Below are 20,465 nucleotides of genomic sequence, written 5' to 3' on the forward strand. Positions count from 1 at the left end.
ACATTTTTAACTCTTTATTCAATGAACAGAAATAGCTGCTGCTTATTTCCAAGTTGTAACCGTATTGACCGGTAAACGGTAAGAAGCATGGCCTTCGCTCGCTGCTTTACCGATTGAGATAAGCATAATTGGAAGATAACGTTCTTTATCTAAACCGAATTCTTCTGCGATTAAGTGTTTTTCGTATCCGCCGATTGGATTTGTATCATATCCGTGAGCGCGAGCAACAAGCATAAGCTGCATAGATACAAGACCTGAATCAATTAGCACGATGTCTTTCATATCTGCTTTTGGCATGTTTTCGTAAATCGGCTTAAAGAAATTTAGCTGCTGTTCTTTAATGTCCTGAGGCATATAGCCAAGCTCTACTGCTTTTCCGAAAATTTCGTCTGCATATTCGACGTTGTTCATGTCACCAAACACGGCAATAACAGCTGAAGATGTATGAACTTGTTCACTGTTAAATTTCGCAAGTTTAGCTAATTTTTCTTTGCCTTCCGGCGTTTCAATTACAACAAAGCGCCACGGCTGCATATTAACAGAAGAAGGAGCACGCATAGCTTCTGTAAGAATTTCTTCCATTTCCTCACGGCTGATTTTTACTGAAGGATCATATTTTTTAATTGAACGGCGTTTTAAAGCAATTTCGTTAAAATCTTTTATAGTCATAGTCATTATTCCTTTCTTTTTAGGCGTTAAACTTATTTATTGTCATTCCCATATTTTTGATTGTGGACAATTGTTTGACATATCAATAATTGATACATCAACAATATAATACATTGATTTAAGAATTGCAAGGGAAAAAGTTTAAACTTTTGAAGTGGGGTTAGTTGGAAGTGTGAAGTTATATTCTACTGGGAACAAATATGAAGAAAGTGAGAGATAAAAATAAATTATAAAAGTGATCAAACAAAAAGTTTGACTACTTTATTTCTCTTAGTTACGATAAGTAACGAAAAGAGACAAAAGTGAATTTGTTACTTTTTAAATGAATGACAGTTTGAGAAAGAAGAGATAGAGAAATATTTATTCTCTTTTTAAAACCTAAACTGTATTTGTAATTAGTACAGTATAACAAGACATATCACGCAGGAAAAGTAGGAGGACTTCAAGATGTATACAGATTTAAAAGATAAAGTAGTAGTTGTAACAGGCGGATCAAAAGGATTGGGGCGCGCAATGGCCGTTCGTTTTGGTCAAGAGCAGTCAAAAGTGGTTGTAAACTACCGCAGCAATGAAGATGAAGCGCTAGAAGTAAAAAAAGAAATTGAACAAGCTGGCGGTCAAGCAATTATTGTTCGAGGCGACGTAACAAAAGAAGAAGACGTTGTGAACCTTGTAGAGACAGCTGTTAAAGAGTTTGGCACATTAGACGTTATGGTTAATAATGCTGGTGTTGAAAACCCGGTTCCTTCACATGAATTATCATTAGAAAACTGGAATCAAGTAATCGATACAAACTTAACAGGCGCGTTTTTAGGAAGCCGCGAAGCGATTAAATATTTTGTTGAAAATGACATTAAAGGAAACGTTATTAACATGTCCAGCGTTCACGAAATGATTCCTTGGCCACTATTTGTTCACTATGCAGCAAGTAAAGGCGGTATGAAGCTAATGACGGAAACATTGGCTCTTGAATATGCGCCAAAAGGTATCCGCGTAAATAACATTGGACCAGGCGCGATCGATACGCCAATCAACGCTGAAAAATTCGCAGATCCGGAACAGCGTGCAGACGTAGAAAGCATGATTCCAATGGGCTACATCGGCAATCCGGAAGAAATTGCATCAGTTGCAGCATTCTTAGCATCGTCACAAGCAAGCTACGTAACAGGTATTACACTATTTGCTGATGGCGGTATGACAAAATATCCTTCTTTCCAAGCGGGAAGAGGTTAATAGGTAGAACTGAATGAAAAAGACCTCGGAATATTCCGGGGTCTTTTTCGTATTGTCATAAATGTACGGCGTATTTACCAAATATTGAAACTTTTATTGAAGTGTTACGTATATAAGCTAACGACGAATAAAGGACGTGTTGATATGCTACCGGAAACGATTCAACAAAAAGTAGATCAGTATAGAGGTTTTTATATCAGCTTAAAAAATGAACTCAAATGGAAAGTGGCAGATCCGAAGCAGTTTATGGCTATCGCTTCTATGTATGCAGTGAAAGGCAAATCGCTTCAGCTTCAGCCTTATATTGAGTTAAGTGACTATATTAAAAATCAAGTAGGAATGTTTTCTACATTAAAATCATCGCAGCGGTTTACGATTGCAGCCATGCTGGATACCCGCTATGAGAATCCAAAAGAAACGTTTTATGAATTTCTGGATGTATATGATCAATTGGTACATGGCGGGTTTACTAGAGGCGCATTTACGTATATCGCGGCTTCCGCTATGCTGTCGAATGAGTCAAGTCGAAGCCATAAAGAAATGGTTCGAAGGTCAGTAGAAATTTATCAAGGCATGAAAAAAAAGCATCTCTTCCTTACATCAAATGGTGATGTACCTCTTGCCGTTTTATTAGCTGAAACGAGCGAGTCTGTTGATGATTTGATGCATGAAATTGAACACTTCTATACCACATTGGGGCAGCATGGATTTAAAAGAGGGAATGACCTTCAATTTTTAAGTCATATTCTCGCAATCGATAAAAACTTACATGAGGATACACTTATTGAAAGATGCCTAGCAGTAAAAGAAATCTGTGAATCGGCAGGTATGAAAGTAAAAGCAATGCATTACCCGGCTCTTGGCTTATTAGCACTGTTTGAAAAACCGGAAGCTGAAATTGAAATTATTTATGACGTGGTGAAACAGTTAAATACAGACAAACTTTTCAAGTGGCAGAAAGACATCAATGTTATGCTGGCGGTTAATCTGGTTATCAGTGAAAAGCTAAAGGATTCTAGACTGGTCGAAACAGGTATCTATACAACGATTGAAACGATTATTCAAGCCCAGCAAGCCGCTATGCTAGCGGTTATTGCGAGCACTTCAGCGGTTGCTACTACGACTACTACTTGATAAATGAAACGACTATTAAAAGAGGCTGGGACATAACTACATGAATCTAACCTAAAGATGAACCAATGGAATAAATGAGCTGAACCGCTTATAATACCGCGGTTGATTTCCGTGCAAGGCTTCGCTTTCCGCCGGCGGCCGCTGAGCCTCCTTGTCACTTACGCTCCTGCGGGGTCTCACCTGTTCCGCTTTTCCCGCAGGAGTCTTCGCCTTGCTCTCCAATCAACCGCTAGAAGTACCCATATACATGAAACCTATGTTCACCATACCGATGAAAAAATCCGAACGGAGTTGATTCTCCATCAAGAATCTTGATTCCTCGTTCGGATTTACATTCAACTAGAATACTTTTATCTCAGCTTTTCTCTTAAAAAGTATAAAACTCGCCATCATCTGGAACAAAGACGTGAGATGTCATGTCTTTTTCTTTGATAAAGCCTTTTAATTCTTCTCTTGATAGCGTCCAGTGATTTACAGCTTCCATATGGACAGAAATAATCGTAGCACGAGGGGCCGCTTTAAAAACTTCGTAAATATCTTCTTTCCCCATCACAAGAGAACCGCCTTCTGAAAATTGATTATCTCCGCCGTTTACGACAATGACATCCGGTTGATATGTGTTGATTTCTTCTCCAACAGCGGAATACCATACCGTATCTCCAGCTATATAAAGCGTTTTTTCATTCTTATATTTAAAAACAACACCGCATACTAAACCAGTACGCTTTAAAATTTCTCCTCTTCCGTGCTCGCCTTTTGTTTTGATTAATTCAACGCCTTCAAAAACCGTGTTTTGCGTAAGTACTTCTACATTTTTAAAACCAGCTTCTTTTACTGCTGCGGCATCTTCTTCATTTTGAACGAACATTTTGATATTGTTTGGCAACGCCTGTTTAGCGGCATCGTCAAAATGGTCTAAATGGAGGTGAGTGACAATAACCGCATCTACATCAGCAATAATTTCTTCAACGGATATCGGTAAGTTCACTAAAGGGTTGTTTTGATCTTGTCTGATCGAATTTGGGAAAGGAGGGTACGTACCTTTTTCTGCTAACATAGGATCAATTAAAAACGTTTTTCCTCCGTATTCAACAATTAGAGTAGCGTTACGAATATGTGTAATCTTCATCTGTATCTCTCCTTTTTTTAATCTACATATAGTTTATAGGATGCTCTAGTTGCAAATACATAGATAAAATCAAGTCTTTTACCACTTTCACTTGATAAATGAAAGAATAGTAATCAAAAGCAAAAAGAACCGAAACAGTGCTGTTTAGGTTCTTTTTAGGGTTTCTTTTATCTCTTTATATATACGTACTTGGTTGCGGCCATGTTGTTTGGCAGCGTACAGGGCGATATCTGCTTTATTCAACAGCTCATCTAACGTTTCATTTTCTTGTTTTTTCGCTTGTGCTACTCCAAGACTCAGCGTAACAGAAATGGTTTTTTCATTAATCAGTAAGGGCTGAGTCTCGACGTGACGGCGAATTTGGTTGGCAAGCGTTTCGCCTTCGGATATAGTATAGCCCTTTAGCGCGAGTACAAATTCTTCACCGCCGTACCGAGCAAAAAGGGCTCCTTGCGGTAATACGGACTGGCAGGCTTTTACGACATGTACAAGCACCTGATCGCCGGTATAATGACCATACGTATCGTTCACTTTTTTAAAATAATCAATATCAAGTAAAAGAAGCGTAAAAGAAGATGCAGACTTTTTTGCTTCATCGAATGCTTGCTTGCTGTGTTGAAAAAATGCTCTGCGATTATAAATTTGCGTCAGCTCATCGTAATAAGCTTGATTTTCAAGCTTTAGCTGAAGTCTTTTTAGCTCTGTGATATCTGTAAAAATAAGCAGCAAGCCGTGACTGTTGTTAGCATACTGCAAAGGAGAGGTGCGAACTTGATACGTATACTGAGATTGATCCCCAGAAAAAAGCTGCAGCTCTTGACTGCTGTTTTTATTTTCGAATGTAAAAGGAAATGAACTGCCCGATAGAGTGAACCAAATATCAGCAAACCGTTTTCCAAACATCGCTTTTTTCAGCTGCGGAAACATGTTCTTCGACGCTAAGTTAAATTCAATTAATCTGTAAGCTTCATCAAGCACGATAACACCGTCATTGATGCTGTTAAATATCGCATCTTTCGCAACGGGCATGACTGTAAACATACGCGATGAGTTAATGGACCATAAATATAAAAAAGAAGAAACCCATAAAACCATCGGAACTGGATCAATTCCCTGCGGCGTAAAGCCCATTAAATAGACAAAAGCTGTGACAATAGGAACTAATTGCCCGACCATTAATGCAATTAACTGCAGGCGGTAAGCTTTGGCTGTTTCTTTCCAGCGGTAAACGGCAAGCAAAAAAGCAACGAACATAGACGAAAAGATGAACATGCCGTGAATCGTGTACCATGGTCCAATTTCTTGATGAATGTAAGGAGCACCCAAAACTGGGTCAATTTCAAACACTCGGTAATGAAGGTGATGCCAGTCATTTGTTGCGACCATGATCAAACTAATAAAAGGAATGACAAAAAGCGCAAAAATATGTTTTTTCCTTACCTTTATGCCGACATACTGCATAACAAACAGCAGTCCTGCAGGAGGTGAAAAAGGCATGCCCACGTATTGAATAACGGTCCAAAATTTCATTTCCTCAAGGTTAACGGATAGTAAGCTAAAGGCCGCACCCATACAATAAATAGCGGTGAAACCTGTATGAAGAATAAATAAATGCGCAATATTGCTGTAGTGGTGACGCTTAATAAATACGTAAAAACACAAGTATAAATTAAGAACACCAGATGTACAGATAAGCGTTATGTAAGCGGTTAAATCTAAATTCACAATTGTATCCCTCATTAAGAAAGCATTTTTAGTTAAATGTAGCACAGTTGAAATAAAATGTGGATGTTTTATTAGGGATTTAGTAGCAGCGAAGGAAGTAGATGGATAGTCTATAAGAATTATTTCTCTTTCACTAGTAAATTATTAAAAATTCAGTATTTTATATATTGACATCGCTTTCATAGTAGAATATAATTTCAGTAATAACTTAAAACTGGATTGTTACTGATTCGATCAGGCATTACCTGTGTTAAAAATACGTGATGTGTTCATGTGTTTTTAAGATGGGATTTTTACGTTTGTTCTGATGTGGGGGAAGCATCTATGAAATTTGTTAAAGTATTTAATAATAACGTAGCATTGGTCAAAGACTCCTCTAATGTAGAATGGGTCATCATGGGAACAGGCGTCGGTTTCCAAAAGAAAAAAGGTGATCCAGTTGATAAGGCTGTCATTCGACGAAAGTTTGTGGCGGAGTCGTCCAATATTCGTAGACCGCTGGCTCAAATTCTAGAGAGCATCAAACCAGAAATTCTCGAGGTTTCTGTAGAGTTAATCAAGCAAGCAGAAAAAGAAATAGGTGAGCCTTTTCGCACCAATATTCACTTGACTCTTGCGGATCACTTGAATTTTGCGATTGAGCGAAGCCATAATGGCCTTGAATACGCGCAGCCAAGCCGCTGGGAAGTCAAGAAGCTTTATCCGAAAGAGTATAATGCTGCGGTTAACGCGATTCGACTAGTGTATGACCGGCTTGATGTGCTGCTTCCTAAAAGTGAAGAAACGTTTCTCACCTATCATTTTGTAAACGCACAGAATGTACAAGCAAAAGTGGAAGAAACGATGAAGATGACTGAAGTGATTAATCGAATTATCGATGTTGTTCAATATCATTTTCAGCTCAAACTTGACGAAGAATCCATGAACTATTCTCGCTTTGTCACGCATCTACGATTTTTTGTTTTACGTCAGCTGGATCAGAACCCACATGTTTCTCCGGAAGTTGATGCTACGCTGCTGGATGTTGTAAAAACAAAGTATGAAAAAGCATATAAAGCTGTTGAAAAAGTGGCTAATTTACTTCATAAACAGCATGGTTGGTCTTTAACTTCAGATGAAAAGCTTTACTTAACGCTACACATTTGGCGAGTGACGAATCTAGTAGAAACTGAATAATTGTTCTTCTTTGGAGGATTGTTACTGACTCGATCAGGCATTACCCAAGCAGACATTTGCATGTTACAAACATGCGGTGATCTGTTTGGGTTTTTTTATTGAAAAAAGGAGGGATATAAATGACTTCATATAAAGAAACGGCTAAACAAGTAGTAGATAAAATCGGTGGAGCACAAAATGTTAACCAGGCTTGGCACTGCGTGACAAGACTTCGCTTTAATCTTCATAACAAGAATAAGGTGCAGGTGGAGGAAATTAAGCAAATAAAAGGAGTGATGGGCGCTCAATTTTCCGGGGATCAGTTTCAAGTCATTATTGGAAACAGAGTTGCTGAAGTTTTTGAAGAAGTTGAACCATTGCTGGGCAGTGGAAGAGCTACCGAGGAGAAAAGCAGCCAAAAACAAGGCGTTGTTTCACTTCTAATGGATAGTATTTCAGGAATTTTCACTCCTATCTTACCAGCTCTTATTGGTGCGGGTATGCTAAAAGCTTTTATCGCTTTATTTGCTACGCTAGGATGGCTGAGCATAGAAAGTGATACGTACGCAGTGCTGAATGCAATTGGGGACGGAGTCTTTTACTTTCTGCCATTTTTCTTAGCCGTTTCAGCAGCTCGCAAGTTTAAAACAAATGAATACTTAGCCCTTGCTTTAGCAGCTGCCATGCTGTATCCGACCTTTATAGACGCAGCGAGAGGCATTACGAAAATAAAAGAATTCACGTTATTTGGAATCGATTTTATATCCATTCCAGTCGTGAACTACACGTCTAGTGTAATACCGATTATTTTAGGTGTACTTTTATTGAAATATATATACAAATTTGTTCGTTCATGGATGCCGGCTACCGTTACGGTCATGTTTTCACCACTCCTTGCACTTCTAATCGCTGCACCTATTACGCTATGGTTAATCGGTCCGCTTGGAACGTATATGGGAGACGGATTAGCAAGTATATTCTCATGGATGTTTGAAACAGCGGGTCCGCTGGCAGGGCTTTTACTGGCAGGGCTTATGCCTCTTATTATTATGACAGGTATGCACTATGCAATAGGCCCAATTGCGATACAAAACCTAAAAGTATATGGGTTTGACAATGTTTTGATGCCGATGATGTATATCAGCAACCTTGCTCAAGGAGGAGCGGCTTTTGGAGTAGCGTTGAAGACAAAAAATAAAGATTTAAAACAAGTTGCGTTTTCATCAGCTATTTCAGCTGTTATCGGAATTACAGAGCCTGCCATGTACGGAGTAAACATGAAGTTGAAAAAGCCTTTTTATTACGCTATTGCCTCTAGTGCACTGCTCGGTGGCTTTGCCGGGTGGTATGGGTTTAAAGCATTTACATTAGGAGGATTAGTCGGAATCTTTGCTATTCCTACGTTTGCAGATCCAAGCGGAGCAGCAGGCAATTTGATTGTCGCTGTGGCGCTGCTGGCAGGGGCCGTTATTTTACCAGCCGTCTTGGTCCTTACTCTTGGGTTTAAAGATATTGCTTCAGAAGAACCAGAAAAAAATACAATAAAACTTGAAGAACATCCTGTCAAAGAAGAAGCACCACTGCAAAATGTTTCTCTAGCAGTAGAGGAGAAAAAAAGTGGTAAAACAAAAAGCGTATTCTCTCCGTTGCACGGTGAACTTGTACCGCTGCATCAAGTGTCAGATCCAACATTTGCTCAAGAAATTATGGGCAAAGGAATTGCGATTAAACCTAGTGAAAACCGCGTAGTCTCGCCTATCGCTGGAACGATTATGGTGCTGCCTGATTCTCAACACGCAATTGGCATTAAAGGAGAGGACGGAGCCGAAATTTTAATTCATATTGGAATTGATACCGTTTCTTTAAAAGGAGAGCATTTTAAAGCACTTGTAAAAGAAAAAGATTATGTAAATGCAGGGCAGCCGCTCATTGAATTTGACCGACATGCGATTGCAGAAGCTGGATTTGAAACTGTTACGATGGTTATCATCACAAACACAACGGAGTATTTAGATGTGCTGTCTGTCAATGAAATAGGTCCAATTTTTGAAGGGGAACAGCTACTTTCTGTAGTGAAATAAATGCTATTTTTAATAAAAATATAAGAAAAGGACGTGGGGACTATGTTAACAAATGATACTGTATTTAAAAAGGGATTTTTATGGGGAGGAGCAACAGCTGCTAATCAAATTGAAGGAGCTTATGACGTTGATGGAAAAGGGCTGTCTACTGCAGATATGATTCGATTTGTCCCAAAAGACGAGCGAACTGGTTATTCAATGGATGTAAAAGCAGATTATATTGAAGATGTGCTTAACAACAAAGTAAACGATCGTTTTCCAAAGCGTACGGCCATCGACTTTTATCATCGCTATAAAGAAGATATCGCACTGTTCGCAGAAATGGGGTTTAAAACGCTTCGCATTTCGATCAACTGGGCGAGAATTTTTCCAAATGGAGATGATGTGAATCCAAACGAAGCAGGGTTGCAATTTTACGATAACCTATTTGATGAAATGTTAAAGTACGGAATTGAGCCGCTAGTGACCCTTTCGCATTATGAAACGCCGCTTGAGCTTACCCGTAAATACAACGGCTGGTACAGCCGCAAGCTAATTGGCTTTTATACACGCTACGCGGAAACGGTATTTACACGCTATAAAAACAAAGTCAAATATTGGCTCACGTTTAACGAAATCAATGTGATTACGCATAGCCCTTATACAGGCGGCGGTATTTTAGTTGAAAATGTTCCAAATCAGTCAGCGGAGCAAATTGCGTATCAAGGGGCGCATCATCAGTTTGTTGCGAGTGCATTTGCCACTAAGTTAGCTCACGAGATTATTCCTGATGTAAAAGTAGGATGTATGCTTGCGCGTATGACAACGTATCCTGTGACGAATCATCCGGATGATATTTTACTAGCTCAGCATAAAAATGACTTGAACTTATTTTTTACAGATGTTCAAGTTCGCGGAGAATATCCAAAGGTAATGGAACGTTACTTTAAAGAAAACAACATTCAAATCGTAAAAGAAGTAGGGGATGACGAGATTATCAAACAATATCCCGTTGACTTTATTTCATTTAGCTACTATATGTCTCTTTCTGTCACAACTCAAAGTGAAGAAGAAAATGTCCTAGGAAATATGATTGCAGGAAGTGTAAAAAACCCTCATCTTCAAACGTCTGATTGGGGATGGCAAATCGATCCGAAAGGACTGCGCTATACGTTACAAGATTTTCATAACCGCTACGGCAAACCGCTGTTTATCGTTGAAAATGGGTTAGGAGCTCATGACAAAGTAGAAGAAGACGGTTCTATTCATGATCCGTATCGTGTAGATTACTTAAGACAGCATATTGAACAGATGAAAGAAGCGGTCAAAGATGGTGTAGACTTAATGGGTTATACCGCGTGGGGACCTATTGATTTAATCAGTGTATCAACAAACGAAATGTCAAAACGATACGGCTTTATTTACGTAGATCAAGATGATGAAGGAAATGGTACGCTTGAACGATCTAAAAAAGATTCTTTTTACTGGTATAAGCAAGTGATCCAGACAAATGGAGAAGATTTATCTTCAACTACAAAAGTCAAAGTTTCTCAGTAAAAAACACATGCCTGAAAACACGCGATGTTCCTTCATCTGCGTGTCTTCAGGCATATTTGTATTTACAGTCTATTTAAGTTTACCGTTTTACAAAGAAGCTACCTGCATTTTTTTCTGTCTAAAAAAGACCCAATCCTTAAAGCCGATTTCTTTAAGGCGCTTTTTTACTAGTTCAAAGTCGTCGCCAATGCGCTCCGGGTCATGGGCATCGGAACCAAATGTAATGCGTACCCCGTAGTGCAGGGCTCTTTCCAAAATATCATCTGCAGGATACCAGCCTCCGCAGTCTTTGGTTTTGCCTGATGTATTCACTTCTATGGCAATGTCATGTGCTGAAATCACTTTTAGCGTTTGATCAATAACAGCTGTCTGAATAGAAGAAAAAGAAGGATAGAATCCTTTCATGGCATCAATATGTCCAAGAATCTGAAACATTCTGCTCCGGGCAGATTCTTCGATCAATTGATAATACGTTTCTTTCGTGCGCTGCTTTTCTTGCTGAGAAAGGCCTTCCCAGCGCGTTTTATGAAAGATGCTGACTTCATCAACTTGATGGACAGAGCCGATTATGTAGTCAAACGGATATTTTTCATAGTAGCTACGATATATCTCCGCATGCTCGGGAAAGAAATCAGACTCTACGCCTAACAGCACTTCAATTTTTTCTTTATAGTCTTCTTTTAGTTTCAAAATCTCAGCTACATATCCGGAGAATGCGCTTTTTCCCATCGCAATGTGAGGATGCGGCTGGTCTTCTTCGCTCCCAAAATAAGGAGAATGATCCGAAATCCCAATGATATCAAAGCCTTTATCAATAGATGCCTCTATATAATCTCGAATCGTTCCGCGAGCATGTCCGCATCGGTCGTGATGGGTATGAAAATCAAATTTTAAATCAGCGTTCATTTTTCATCACCTCTGTTACCTTTTTATGTAGTGTATAAAATATTCTACAAAGAAACAAAGTATCCCCCGTAGAAATGGATGAAGAGAATATTTCTTGGCTTGCTGGTGAGTCATCTACTAAAAAGATTGTACAGAAAGAGGTTATTTTATTTAATTTGCTGCAAAAATTGACATGGAATTCATACCAAAAGTTACATTTGATTCGGCAAGCTAAAACGCATATACTACTCATACACGATCTGAAATAACGTTCAGGTAATCGCTGCATCATTTGATGTAGAGGAAAGTCCATGCTCGCACGGTGCTGAGATGTCCGTAGTGTTCGTGCCTAGTGAAAAAATAAGCTAGGGCAGCTTGGCTTATAGCTTAGCTGACGGCGGGAAAAACCACCTAAGTCTTCGGATATGGTCGAGTATCCCTGAAAGTGCCACAGTGACGAAGCTTTGCTGGAAACAGCAAAGGTGGAACGCGGTAAACCCCACGAGCGAGAAACCCAAACAATGGTAGGGGAACTGTCTCTAAGGAATCAAACGGAGAGACGGACGGTTACATGTGTAATCGTAGATAGATGATTACCGCCTGAGTACGAGAGTAAAATCGTTTGCAGTACAAAGGTACAAAACATGGCTTATCGAACGTTGTTGAAACAGAGACTGATTATAAAATACGTAACCAAAACAAACCAATGAGGTTTGTTTTTTTATTTGTTATTTTTCAAATCATAGCCGACTCATTGATAGAGTGCTTGAATTTTCCTAACTATAGTATGAGAATTCAAGGTATATGGAAATACATATTGTCTAAATTGCGGTATAGTTTACTTGTACTTACTAAATACGGGGAAAGGGAGAATATTCATGATTAAAAAAATGGAGCATACAGCAATTATTGTTGGAAATATGGATGAGACGATTCACTACTACGGAGATATGTTTGGCTTTAAAGTTCGCCTTCAAGGATCTAACGAGAAAAGAGAGATGGCTTTTTTGTATCTTGAAGAACAGCCGGGTATGGAAATTGAGCTCATTCGAGATATTGATCCGATTGGCGAGTATAACAAAAGCGGGATTGTTAACCACCTTGCCTTTACGGTAGAGGATATAAATAAGGCGATTCAACATTATAAGAGCAAAGGAATTGAATTTTTATCATCTGAGCCTCAGCCAACGCTTGAAGGCGGCCGTATGATTTTATTTCACGGACCTAATGATGAGTTGCTGCAGTTAGTAGAACGGGTTAAACTTTAAAAAGTTTACTTTAAGAGGTACATACAAGAAAAAATGTGTGTTAGATTCTCAAAAAAGACCTTTCTTTTATGGTGAGAGAAAGGTCTTTTTGATGTGTAGTTACTATGATATCTTAGTTAGCTTTTTAATAACTTTCCTTACGTTTCATACCAAATCCTTCTTTCTGCTAGAAAATGATGAGTATAAAATTTTAATAAGTGCCGTATACAGCAATCGTCAAGATGAACTAAAAACATCCTCGAGTATGTTTCCATTTTTTATAGTAACACCCTCTATTTATAATGTATAATTCATTATAATCATATTTTTCATACATCTGTGTAATGAATAGAACGGTTTGATAAGGAGATGGTACGGAGTGGAGTGGCAGCAGTTTAAATATTTTCAAACGCTAGCACGTACGCAGCATATGACGCGAGCAGCAGAAGAACTGTTAATTACGCAGCCTGCGCTCAGTCGTTCAATTGCTCGTTTTGAAGAAGAAGTAGGAGCGCCTCTATTTGACCGGCAAGGACGTTCCATTCAATTAAACCAATATGGCAAAGTTTTTTTAAAGCGTGTAGATAACATAATGAAAGAATTTGATAAAGGACAAGAGGAAATTCAAGCGCTGCTAGATCCTGAAAAAGGGCAGGTGTCACTTGGGTTTTTACATACGCTCAGCACAGATTTGATTCCAGATTTAATCGCGTCGTTTCGCAGCTTATATCCTAAGGTGAATTTTCAGCTGAGGCAAAGTCCTTCTCACGTTCTTCTTGAGCAGCTGCAGCTCGGTGAACTGGATCTTTGTTTGATTGCGCCTATGGAAGAGAAATCGGTCATTAAGTGGCAGCATCTTTGGAATGAAGAGCTGTTTGTGATCGTACCGAAAAATCATCAGTATGCTGATCGTGAAAGTATCCCACTAGAAGAAATTGCTGAAGAATCATTTATTCACTTAAAAGAAGGTTTTTCTCTTCGTCTTACGTTTGAGCAGTTATTTGAAGAGACAGGGGTAAAGCCTCACATCATGTTTGAAGGAGAGGAAGCTGATACCGTAGCGGGACTTGTAGGAGCCGGCTTAGGAATTTCTATCCTTCCAGATTTACACGGAATCGATCAAAGTAAAATAGTGAAAATCCCATTAGCTAAAGCCAACTGCCACCGAGTAATTGGACTAGCATGGATTGAAGGAAGATATCTATCACCGGCTGTTAAACAGTTTAGAAACTTTGTTTTACATAAATTTAATGACCACAAATAAAGGTGTTTCTTAGCCTAGATTTGTTTACAAACTTAGTCCTTTTTTCGTTGGAATAATCGTTTTAAAATCGATCTCTTTTTACCTACTACGCTGCTTTCTTTTGAAGCTTCTACTAATTCTGAAATGGCCTGCTGTTCACGCAAGCTTTTACGCAAAGATTGAATGAGCTGCTTATCTTTTTCCTGAAGAATTTGTTTTGTATCAGGCTCTTGTTGGGGTGAAGGCTGTACCGGCTGTTCGGGAGGTGTCGGCTGCTGGTCGTCGGCCTCGGGCTGGTCAGCTGCTTCTGCTGTGTTCTCTGTGCCCTCTTTGTCTTCGGCTTCTTCTAGAGACACGGCAGCTTGATCCTTGCTTGTAGTCAAAGAGAATTCTTTTTGCAGCGCTTCATGGATTTCTTCTGCTTGACAGCCCTCATCATAAAGCTGCTTAATTTTCAGTAAAACGGTCGCAGCCGCAGCTTCATATTGTTTTGGTCGATGATCCTCTTTTTGTATAAAGAAATATTGGAATTTATCTATATATCTTCTGATGGTTGAAGTAGGAATACTCGTTTCTTCAGATAATTCTTTTACACTAAGCCATTTTGTCATTTTCTCACCACTTTTTAAATGATTACTTATTCGTCAGCATCAATTTGAAATTGTACTAGTATCTACTGTTTATCTTATCATGTAACGCTTCTACGTACCTTGCTGTGTTGGTTTCTGTAACGTTTTTATAATCACAGTGTCATAAATGAGGTATAAGCTGCCACTCGCACAAAGATTTGTTAGTTGAAGAATAGGAAATAATCAGTAAGCATTTGTTTGGAGTATGTTGAACAATGATGAGCGTACTTCTTATTATTATCTTATAATGTTGCTGAAGAAAAATCGAGTGATTCCTTCACTGTTTATTTAATATGGTAATGTTGTACTAAAGAAGAAACGAAAGGAGGAGCGACTTGAGTTTTACAGAACGAGCAGTAGCACTTATTAAACAAATACCATCCGGGAAAGTAATGACATACGGACAAATCGCCCGCCTGGCTGGTAGTCCGCGAGGTGCAAGGCAGGTTGTACGAGTCCTGCATTCGATGAGTAAGAAACATAATCTCCCCTGGCACAGAGTCATTAATTCTAAAGGAGAAATTGGGTTTAAAGACGAAGAAATGTACGTTGTTCAAAAACTTTCACTCGAAGCGGAAGGAATACTCGTTTCTTCGGATGGAAAGCTTGATCTTAAAGTCCATCTCTATGAACCTGACGTGTATAAATAATAAAAGAAATTGAGACATAGCGAAATTAATTCCAGCTAAAGATGAACAAACGAGATAGAGGAACTGAACCGCTTGTGACACCGCCATTAATTTCCGTGCAAGACTTCGCTTTCCGCGGGCGGGCGGTGAGCCTCCTCGTCGCGTATGCTCCTGCGGGGTCTCACCATTCCCGCTTTTCCCACAGGAGTCTTCGTCTTGCCCTCCAATCAATAGCTAGAAGCACCTGATTAGACCTACGTTCACTATCACAATAAAAAAATCCAAATGAGTTTAATTCTCCATCAAGAATCAAACTCGTTTGGAACTTTCTTCAACTAACATACTTTTGTTATTTATGTTTTTCAAAAGCAAGCTTTAATCCAAACCCAATTAACACGACGCCCGTTGCTTTATCCATAAAGCGCTGAACGCTAGGTGTTGTGAGCCATTTTCGTAAATAGTTAATAAAAAAGACGAATACGAAAAACCACGTGATAGCAAGGATCGTATAGGTTATTCCCATCAGAAGTAATTGAAGCGTTACGTTTTGATCACTTTGAACAAATTGAGGTAAAAAAGTTAAGAAAAACACCGCCACTTTTGGATTAAGGACGTTTGAGACAAGACCTTGACGAAAAGCGGATGTTTCTTTTGACTTCTCCTCTTTTATAGGAGAAACTGTATCGGTTTTTTTAGAAAGAAAAGCAGAGATTCCTAAGTACATTAAGTGCAGGGCTCCTGCATATTTTACGATTTCAAATGCCAGAGCTGACTGAAGAAGAAGAGCTGATAAACCAAACGTAGCGGCGAGTGTATGAACTAAAGAGCCGCTCGCTAATCCTAATGCCATTTTATAGCCGCCCGTTTGTCCACCTGACATCGTTCGTTTGGTAATAAGAGCAGTATCAATACCAGGACTCATAATAACAAATAGTGTGAGAATCAAAAAGGTGAAGATGTCGTTCATTTTTTTCTTCCTCCTTACTGTGATAGTATTAAACTGTATTTTATTTATTAAATATAATTTAACATAAGTAACGCTATTTATTAAGTTTAATTTAATAAAATTAAATGTAATTAAACGTTTTTTTATGGAGGAATCATCATGGAAAACATAGATATTGGAAAAAAAGTAGAGAAATTTCGAAAAGCAAAGGGGCTAAGCAGTCGAGAATTAGCCAAATTAGCGGAGATTACGCCGTCTATGTTAAGTCAAATTGAGCGAGGATTAGCTAATCCGTCCATTTCCACGCTTAAAATTTTAGCTAAATGCCTCGATGTTCCTACTTTCAGTTTTTTACTTGAAGAAATAAATACCTCTCATTTAGTCGTACGGTCGAACGAGCGTACAACGATGAAAGTAAAAGAGTTAACGTATTCGCTAGTATCACCAGACTTTACGGGAAATCTAGCTACGGCGATTATGGAAATACCGCCGATGAAGTCTTCATCAGAATCTCCTTTAGCGCATAAAGGGGAGGAAGTGGCATATGTCTTAGAAGGAAAAATTAAGGTATCTTTGGAAGAGGAAGTATACGTGCTAGAAAAAGGAGACAGCGTCAAAATCCCTTCGCATCTGAAGCACAAATGGGACAATCCCTTTGAGGAGAAAGCGGTGATTTTATTCTCAGTCACACCGCCTGTTTTTTAAAATACTTACGATTTTTATACTGCTCATCTTCAGTGTGAGACACTTTTATTATACAAATGTGATAAAGCTATCATGTTTGTAAGGATAAACAATTGATAAAATAGAATTGTTGGTAATCTCTACCTAAGAGAATACATACTAAATACTTTTTTGAAAGGTGTTGAAGGGTAATGAAGACATGGAAAGAGATGTTTCGTACTTCAAAGCTTAAAAAAATGATGCCTGTAATCGCTCTGTCGTGCGCGGCGGCTGTAAGCTTTTCAAGCAGCGAGGTACATGCTGAAACGGTAAATTGTCAAAGGCAAGAAACGAAGAGTGATCGAGAGTTTGCTAAGCTTGAAGAAAAATATGATGCGAATCTTGGCGTTTTTGCATTAGATACGGGCACCAATAAAACGGTAACGTATCACCCGGACGAGCGTTTTGCTTATGCGTCTACTCATAAAGCTCTCGCTGTCGGTGCACTTTTACAGCAGAAGTCAACTGAAGATCTCAACGAACGAATCTTTTATACGCGCGATGACCTTGTAAACTATAATCCAATTACAGAAAAGCACGTGGATACAGGCATGACTCTTCGAGAACTCGCGGATGCATCGCTTCGCTACAGCGACAATACGGCAGGGAACTTAATTCTGCAGCAGCTGGGCGGACCGGATGGATTTAAAGAAGCTTTAGAAAACATAGGAGACGATGTGACGCTGCCTGAGCGCTTTGAACCGGATTTAAATGAAGTGAATCCAGGAGAAACCCACGATACAAGTACACCAAGAGTACTCGCTGCAAGTCTTCAAAAATATGTACTTGGACAGGCACTTCCTGAAGACAAACGTGCACTTTTAACAGATTGGATGAAGCGAAACACAACAGGGGATGCGTTAATACGAGCGGGCGTGCCGAAAAGCTGGGAAGTAGCCGATAAGACAGGCGCAGGCTCATACGCGACGCGAAATGATATTGCTATCCTTTGGCCGCCAAAAGGAGATCCAATTGTTCTTGCGATCCTTTCCAATCGTGCGGAAAAAGATGCGGAGTATAATGATAAACTAATTGCAGAAGCGGCTAAACAAGCGGTGAAGACTCTTAAAGTTACTCGTAAATAAAATTGGATAATAGTAGTTTAAATGTAAAAAAAAGATTGAAAAGATCGATAGAACATTCTATTATTAATTAGAAAAAATATAGGAAGGAAGTATCTCTTGTGAAAAAGATTTTTCCAATTGTTCTATCTTTCGGTTTATTAACGAGCGTATCTTTTAGCACAGTTTCAAACGTAGATGCGGCAGCTAAATCTTACAAAAACTGTACGGAATTAAACAAAGACTACAAAGGCGGCGTAGCTCGTGCGGCTAATGTAACAAATAAAGGCGGCAAAACAAAGTACAAACCGTATGTGTCAAAATCACTGTATGATGCCAATACAAAGCTAGATCGAGATAAAGACTACATTGCCTGTGAAAAATAAATACTAGCTGACTCCTCCAAGCGCTTATTGTAAGCGCTTGGATTTTTTATTATCATCAACTCCTGTATGTTGCGAGTTGAGGTCAAAAATTAGTTAAACCGCACAAAATAATATCAGAAAATTCACAAAAATAATAATGAACTTGCGCTGGAATTCGTATACACTATGTACATGTTAAGTTAACTTACATCAGATGTTAGAAGTTAGGGTGGAAACATCATACAAAAGGAGTTGAGTGTATAGTGTCTACAAATGCAACAAGTTCCGTTATAGAAGAGGTGCATTCTCATCAAGATGCAGGTCTTGATCCGTCACTGAAGCCAAAAGCGGAAAGTGATCGAAAGCTAACTCCGATGTCTTATATGTTTATGTGGATTGGAGACGGCGTTAATTTAGGAAATATGACGCTTGGCGCAAGCTTAGTAGTAGCAGGTACTGCGGTATTAAATCTTTTTCAAACGTTTGTGGCAGCGATTATTGCCATTGGTATTATTTCTACTTTTTTTGTGTTAAACGATCGAATTGGCTATAAGACGGGCATACCGTATGTGATGCAGCTTCGAATGTCTTTTGGAATAAAAGGATCCGTCATATCGTCTCTTTTACGAGGTATTCCAGCTATCATTTGGTATGGTTTCCAAAGCTGGACAGGCGGTACCGCTTTAAACGAAATCGGGAAAATTGTGAGTAAAGGGTCTTTTGACAATCTTGTTCTTTGCTTTATTATCATTCAGCTACTGCAAATCGTGCTTTCCCTGTACAGCTTCCACGCGGTTAAATGGGTAGAGATGCTTGCTTCAATCATCATATTGCTTGGCCTTGTTTACGTATTTGGTGTTCTTTTAACTTCTCATAGTGAGGTAGTAGGGGAGAAGTGGGTACATACAAAAGGTTCATGGGGACTTCCGTTCTTTTCTTTCATTATGATGTTCATGGGGAATTATGCAGCGATTTTTCTAAGCGCAGCCGATTACTCTAGAGAACTGAAGCCAGGAATTAGCGACACAAAGCGTGGGTTCTTATACTTTACACCAATTCTAGTAGCCTATGGATTCGTTCTTACAATCGGGGCAATGCTTGCTTCTGCTACGGGTATTTCCAATCCAGTTAAAGCGTTCGCGGTTGTAGTGAATAATTCGTATATCACCGTCGCTGTATCGGCTTTTATTGTGATTGGCGTTATTGCCGTAAACATGGTGGCGAACATTATTCCGCCTACGTATGTGATTACGCTGCTGACAAAAGCAAATTATAAAGTGGCAGTGACCATTACTGGACTCCTTGCCTTTTGCTCGTTCCCTTGGGTGCTTGTTCAAGATTCGTCAGCTGCAGGTCTTGGGCTGTTCATTTTGATTTACTCTGCTTTTTTAGGTCCAATTGTTTCTATTTTACTGGTTGATTACTATATTTTACGAAAACAAAGAGTAAACGTAGAAGAATTGTATCAAGAAAAAGGGCCGTTTTCTGGCTACAATCCATGCGCCATGCTTGCGATGCTCATTGGCGCAGGTGCTGCGTTTATCGAAGTCGATTTAGGCTGGATTATAGGAGTGGTAGTTGCAGGAGTCGCGTATATTCTTTTAACGAAATTTGCTTTTAAACATTCAAAATTTAAAAAAGGAACCATCTTTGAATACTAACATTCCATCGATAAAAGCCTTTGCTTGCTGCAAAGGCTTTTATCGCGTCAGATTAAATCTCTTTGTCTAGTTTCCTAAAAAGTGGGTAAAGTAAAGAAGAGAAAAAAGTTACCTCTATTGTGAGTTGCTTTTACAGGAGCGCATCTAATGTATCGCATCAATCATAGCTTAAAGGAGAGGGTAGAGTATGTATGAATTTAGAGTGTATACTCTTCGGGATGGAAGCGAAAAGGTAATCAAAACGCTGAAACATGAATCGTTTGCTGATGAAATTCAACGAGCGGGAATTAAGCAAACGGAAATTGCGCAAACACAGTTAGTAGATAAACCGAGATAACGTATTTGCCTTTATTTTTACACGTTTTAAAAAAGCCGGATTCCTATGTTTTTACGCAGGAGTCCGGCTTTTTCTAA

At 39.1% G+C, this 20,465-nt stretch carries 19 protein-coding genes and 1 other RNA gene; 14 read left to right on the top strand and 6 right to left on the bottom strand.

Features of this window, described 5'->3' with window-relative positions; genetic code table 11:
• Positions 1 to 42: 42 nt before the first annotated feature.
• On the bottom strand, positions 43 to 669 hold the full coding sequence (locus tag ACFX4R_RS03595) for a nitroreductase family protein (protein ID WP_080781659.1): 627 nt from the start codon (positions 667 to 669) through the stop codon (positions 43 to 45).
• Between the two features lie 447 nt (positions 670 to 1,116).
• Here ACFX4R_RS03595 and gdh point away from each other — a divergent pair, with 447 nt between their 5' ends.
• Both gdh and ACFX4R_RS03605 read left to right on the top strand, forming a co-directional pair.
• Positions 1,117 to 1,902, top strand: coding sequence for a glucose 1-dehydrogenase (gene gdh, locus ACFX4R_RS03600; RefSeq protein ID WP_025750943.1), 786 nt, complete (start codon positions 1,117 to 1,119; stop codon positions 1,900 to 1,902).
• 144 nt (positions 1,903 to 2,046) lie between these two features.
• Positions 2,047 to 3,036 (top strand): DUF4003 family protein, encoded by a 990-nt coding sequence (locus ACFX4R_RS03605; protein WP_377568819.1) that lies wholly within the window; start codon positions 2,047 to 2,049, stop codon positions 3,034 to 3,036.
• A gap of 367 nt (positions 3,037 to 3,403) precedes the next feature.
• On the opposite strand, the gene ACFX4R_RS03610 is transcribed toward ACFX4R_RS03605, so the two are convergent.
• Both ACFX4R_RS03610 and ACFX4R_RS03615 read right to left on the bottom strand, forming a co-directional pair.
• A complete protein-coding gene (locus tag ACFX4R_RS03610) occupies positions 3,404 to 4,165 on the bottom strand; it encodes an MBL fold metallo-hydrolase (protein ID WP_043981303.1) in 762 nt (253 codons plus the stop codon).
• Positions 4,166 to 4,309: 144 nt separating this feature from the next.
• Entirely contained in the window at positions 4,310 to 5,890 is a 1,581-nt protein-coding gene (locus ACFX4R_RS03615; RefSeq protein ID WP_043981304.1) for a histidine kinase N-terminal 7TM domain-containing diguanylate cyclase, read from the bottom strand.
• A gap of 324 nt (positions 5,891 to 6,214) precedes the next feature.
• Here ACFX4R_RS03615 and ACFX4R_RS03620 point away from each other — a divergent pair, with 324 nt between their 5' ends.
• From ACFX4R_RS03620 to ACFX4R_RS03630, 3 genes are all read left to right on the top strand, one after another.
• Positions 6,215 to 7,066: a PRD domain-containing protein gene (locus ACFX4R_RS03620; protein ID WP_025750947.1), complete on the top strand. Its 852-nt coding sequence runs from the start codon at positions 6,215 to 6,217 to the stop codon at positions 7,064 to 7,066.
• Positions 7,067 to 7,185: 119 nt separating this feature from the next.
• On the top strand, positions 7,186 to 9,126 hold the full coding sequence (locus ACFX4R_RS03625) for a beta-glucoside-specific PTS transporter subunit IIABC (RefSeq protein ID WP_162214633.1): 1,941 nt from the start codon (positions 7,186 to 7,188) through the stop codon (positions 9,124 to 9,126).
• Positions 9,127 to 9,168: 42 nt separating this feature from the next.
• A complete protein-coding gene (locus ACFX4R_RS03630) occupies positions 9,169 to 10,662 on the top strand; it encodes a glycoside hydrolase family 1 protein (RefSeq protein WP_377568823.1) in 1,494 nt (497 codons plus the stop codon).
• 87 nt (positions 10,663 to 10,749) lie between these two features.
• Here ACFX4R_RS03630 and ACFX4R_RS03635 read toward each other — a convergent pair whose 3' ends face one another.
• On the bottom strand, positions 10,750 to 11,568 hold the full coding sequence (locus ACFX4R_RS03635) for a histidinol-phosphatase (protein WP_097822851.1): 819 nt from the start codon (positions 11,566 to 11,568) through the stop codon (positions 10,750 to 10,752).
• Positions 11,569 to 11,815: 247 nt separating this feature from the next.
• Here ACFX4R_RS03635 and rnpB point away from each other — a divergent pair.
• The 3 genes from rnpB (at position 11,816) to ACFX4R_RS03650 (ending at position 14,058) form a co-directional block, all read left to right on the top strand.
• Positions 11,816 to 12,204, top strand: an RNA gene (gene rnpB, locus ACFX4R_RS03640) — RNase P RNA component class B.
• 221 nt (positions 12,205 to 12,425) lie between these two features.
• The gene (locus ACFX4R_RS03645) at positions 12,426 to 12,815 is read left to right on the top strand and encodes a VOC family protein (protein ID WP_043981309.1); all 390 of its coding nucleotides are present in this window, start codon (positions 12,426 to 12,428) and stop codon (positions 12,813 to 12,815) included.
• A gap of 358 nt (positions 12,816 to 13,173) precedes the next feature.
• On the top strand, positions 13,174 to 14,058 hold the full coding sequence (locus tag ACFX4R_RS03650) for a LysR family transcriptional regulator (RefSeq protein ID WP_043981310.1): 885 nt from the start codon (positions 13,174 to 13,176) through the stop codon (positions 14,056 to 14,058).
• Between the two features lie 32 nt (positions 14,059 to 14,090).
• Here the strand turns inward: ACFX4R_RS03650 and ACFX4R_RS03655 are convergent, their stop codons facing one another.
• Complete coding sequence (locus ACFX4R_RS03655) at positions 14,091 to 14,648, bottom strand: MerR family transcriptional regulator (protein ID WP_377568828.1); 558 nt, start codon at positions 14,646 to 14,648, stop codon at positions 14,091 to 14,093.
• Between the two features lie 353 nt (positions 14,649 to 15,001).
• Between ACFX4R_RS03655 and ACFX4R_RS03660 the strand changes: the two genes are divergently transcribed.
• Positions 15,002 to 15,316: an MGMT family protein gene (locus ACFX4R_RS03660; protein ID WP_043981312.1), complete on the top strand. Its 315-nt coding sequence runs from the start codon at positions 15,002 to 15,004 to the stop codon at positions 15,314 to 15,316.
• A 328-nt stretch (positions 15,317 to 15,644) separates the two neighbouring features.
• Here ACFX4R_RS03660 and ACFX4R_RS03665 read toward each other — a convergent pair whose 3' ends face one another.
• On the bottom strand, positions 15,645 to 16,262 hold the full coding sequence (locus ACFX4R_RS03665; protein ID WP_377568831.1) for a LysE family translocator: 618 nt from the start codon (positions 16,260 to 16,262) through the stop codon (positions 15,645 to 15,647).
• A 138-nt stretch (positions 16,263 to 16,400) separates the two neighbouring features.
• Here ACFX4R_RS03665 and ACFX4R_RS03670 point away from each other — a divergent pair, with 138 nt between their 5' ends.
• The 5 genes from ACFX4R_RS03670 to ACFX4R_RS03690 all read left to right on the top strand — a co-directional run bounded on the left by ACFX4R_RS03670 (position 16,401) and on the right by ACFX4R_RS03690 (position 20,388).
• The gene (locus tag ACFX4R_RS03670; protein WP_162214627.1) at positions 16,401 to 16,946 is read left to right on the top strand and encodes a cupin domain-containing protein; all 546 of its coding nucleotides are present in this window, start codon (positions 16,401 to 16,403) and stop codon (positions 16,944 to 16,946) included.
• Positions 16,947 to 17,116: 170 nt separating this feature from the next.
• Positions 17,117 to 18,049, top strand: a complete 933-nt coding sequence (gene bla / locus ACFX4R_RS03675; protein WP_377568835.1) for a class A beta-lactamase — start codon at positions 17,117 to 17,119, stop codon at positions 18,047 to 18,049.
• Between the two features lie 98 nt (positions 18,050 to 18,147).
• The gene (locus ACFX4R_RS03680) at positions 18,148 to 18,411 is read left to right on the top strand and encodes an excalibur calcium-binding domain-containing protein (RefSeq protein ID WP_013058054.1); all 264 of its coding nucleotides are present in this window, start codon (positions 18,148 to 18,150) and stop codon (positions 18,409 to 18,411) included.
• Between the two features lie 242 nt (positions 18,412 to 18,653).
• Positions 18,654 to 20,051, top strand: coding sequence for an NCS1 family transporter (locus ACFX4R_RS03685; RefSeq protein ID WP_377568838.1), 1,398 nt, complete (start codon positions 18,654 to 18,656; stop codon positions 20,049 to 20,051).
• 187 nt (positions 20,052 to 20,238) lie between these two features.
• The gene (locus ACFX4R_RS03690) at positions 20,239 to 20,388 is read left to right on the top strand and encodes a hypothetical protein (protein ID WP_013058052.1); all 150 of its coding nucleotides are present in this window, start codon (positions 20,239 to 20,241) and stop codon (positions 20,386 to 20,388) included.
• Positions 20,389 to 20,465 lie beyond the last annotated feature (77 nt).

Source organism: Priestia sp. YIM B13490 (assembly GCF_042787735.1).
Classification (GTDB): domain Bacteria; phylum Bacillota; class Bacilli; order Bacillales; family Bacillaceae_H; genus Priestia; species Priestia megaterium.

Coding starts and splice junctions, on each gene's coding strand:
- ACFX4R_RS03595 (WP_080781659.1), bottom strand. CDS start 669: ATGACTATAAAAGATTTTAACGAAATTGCTTTAAAACGCCGTTCAATT.
- gdh (WP_025750943.1), top strand. CDS start 1,117: ATGTATACAGATTTAAAAGATAAAGTAGTAGTTGTAACAGGCGGATCA.
- ACFX4R_RS03605 (WP_377568819.1), top strand. CDS start 2,047: ATGCTACCGGAAACGATTCAACAAAAAGTAGATCAGTATAGAGGTTTT.
- ACFX4R_RS03610 (WP_043981303.1), bottom strand. CDS start 4,165: ATGAAGATTACACATATTCGTAACGCTACTCTAATTGTTGAATACGGA.
- ACFX4R_RS03620 (WP_025750947.1), top strand. CDS start 6,215: ATGAAATTTGTTAAAGTATTTAATAATAACGTAGCATTGGTCAAAGAC.
- ACFX4R_RS03625 (WP_162214633.1), top strand. CDS start 7,186: ATGACTTCATATAAAGAAACGGCTAAACAAGTAGTAGATAAAATCGGT.
- ACFX4R_RS03630 (WP_377568823.1), top strand. CDS start 9,169: ATGTTAACAAATGATACTGTATTTAAAAAGGGATTTTTATGGGGAGGA.
- ACFX4R_RS03635 (WP_097822851.1), bottom strand. CDS start 11,568: ATGAACGCTGATTTAAAATTTGATTTTCATACCCATCACGACCGATGC.
- ACFX4R_RS03645 (WP_043981309.1), top strand. CDS start 12,426: ATGATTAAAAAAATGGAGCATACAGCAATTATTGTTGGAAATATGGAT.
- ACFX4R_RS03655 (WP_377568828.1), bottom strand. CDS start 14,648: ATGACAAAATGGCTTAGTGTAAAAGAATTATCTGAAGAAACGAGTATT.
- ACFX4R_RS03665 (WP_377568831.1), bottom strand. CDS start 16,262: ATGAACGACATCTTCACCTTTTTGATTCTCACACTATTTGTTATTATG.
- ACFX4R_RS03670 (WP_162214627.1), top strand. CDS start 16,401: ATGGAAAACATAGATATTGGAAAAAAAGTAGAGAAATTTCGAAAAGCA.
- bla (WP_377568835.1), top strand. CDS start 17,117: ATGAAGACATGGAAAGAGATGTTTCGTACTTCAAAGCTTAAAAAAATG.
- ACFX4R_RS03690 (WP_013058052.1), top strand. CDS start 20,239: ATGTATGAATTTAGAGTGTATACTCTTCGGGATGGAAGCGAAAAGGTA.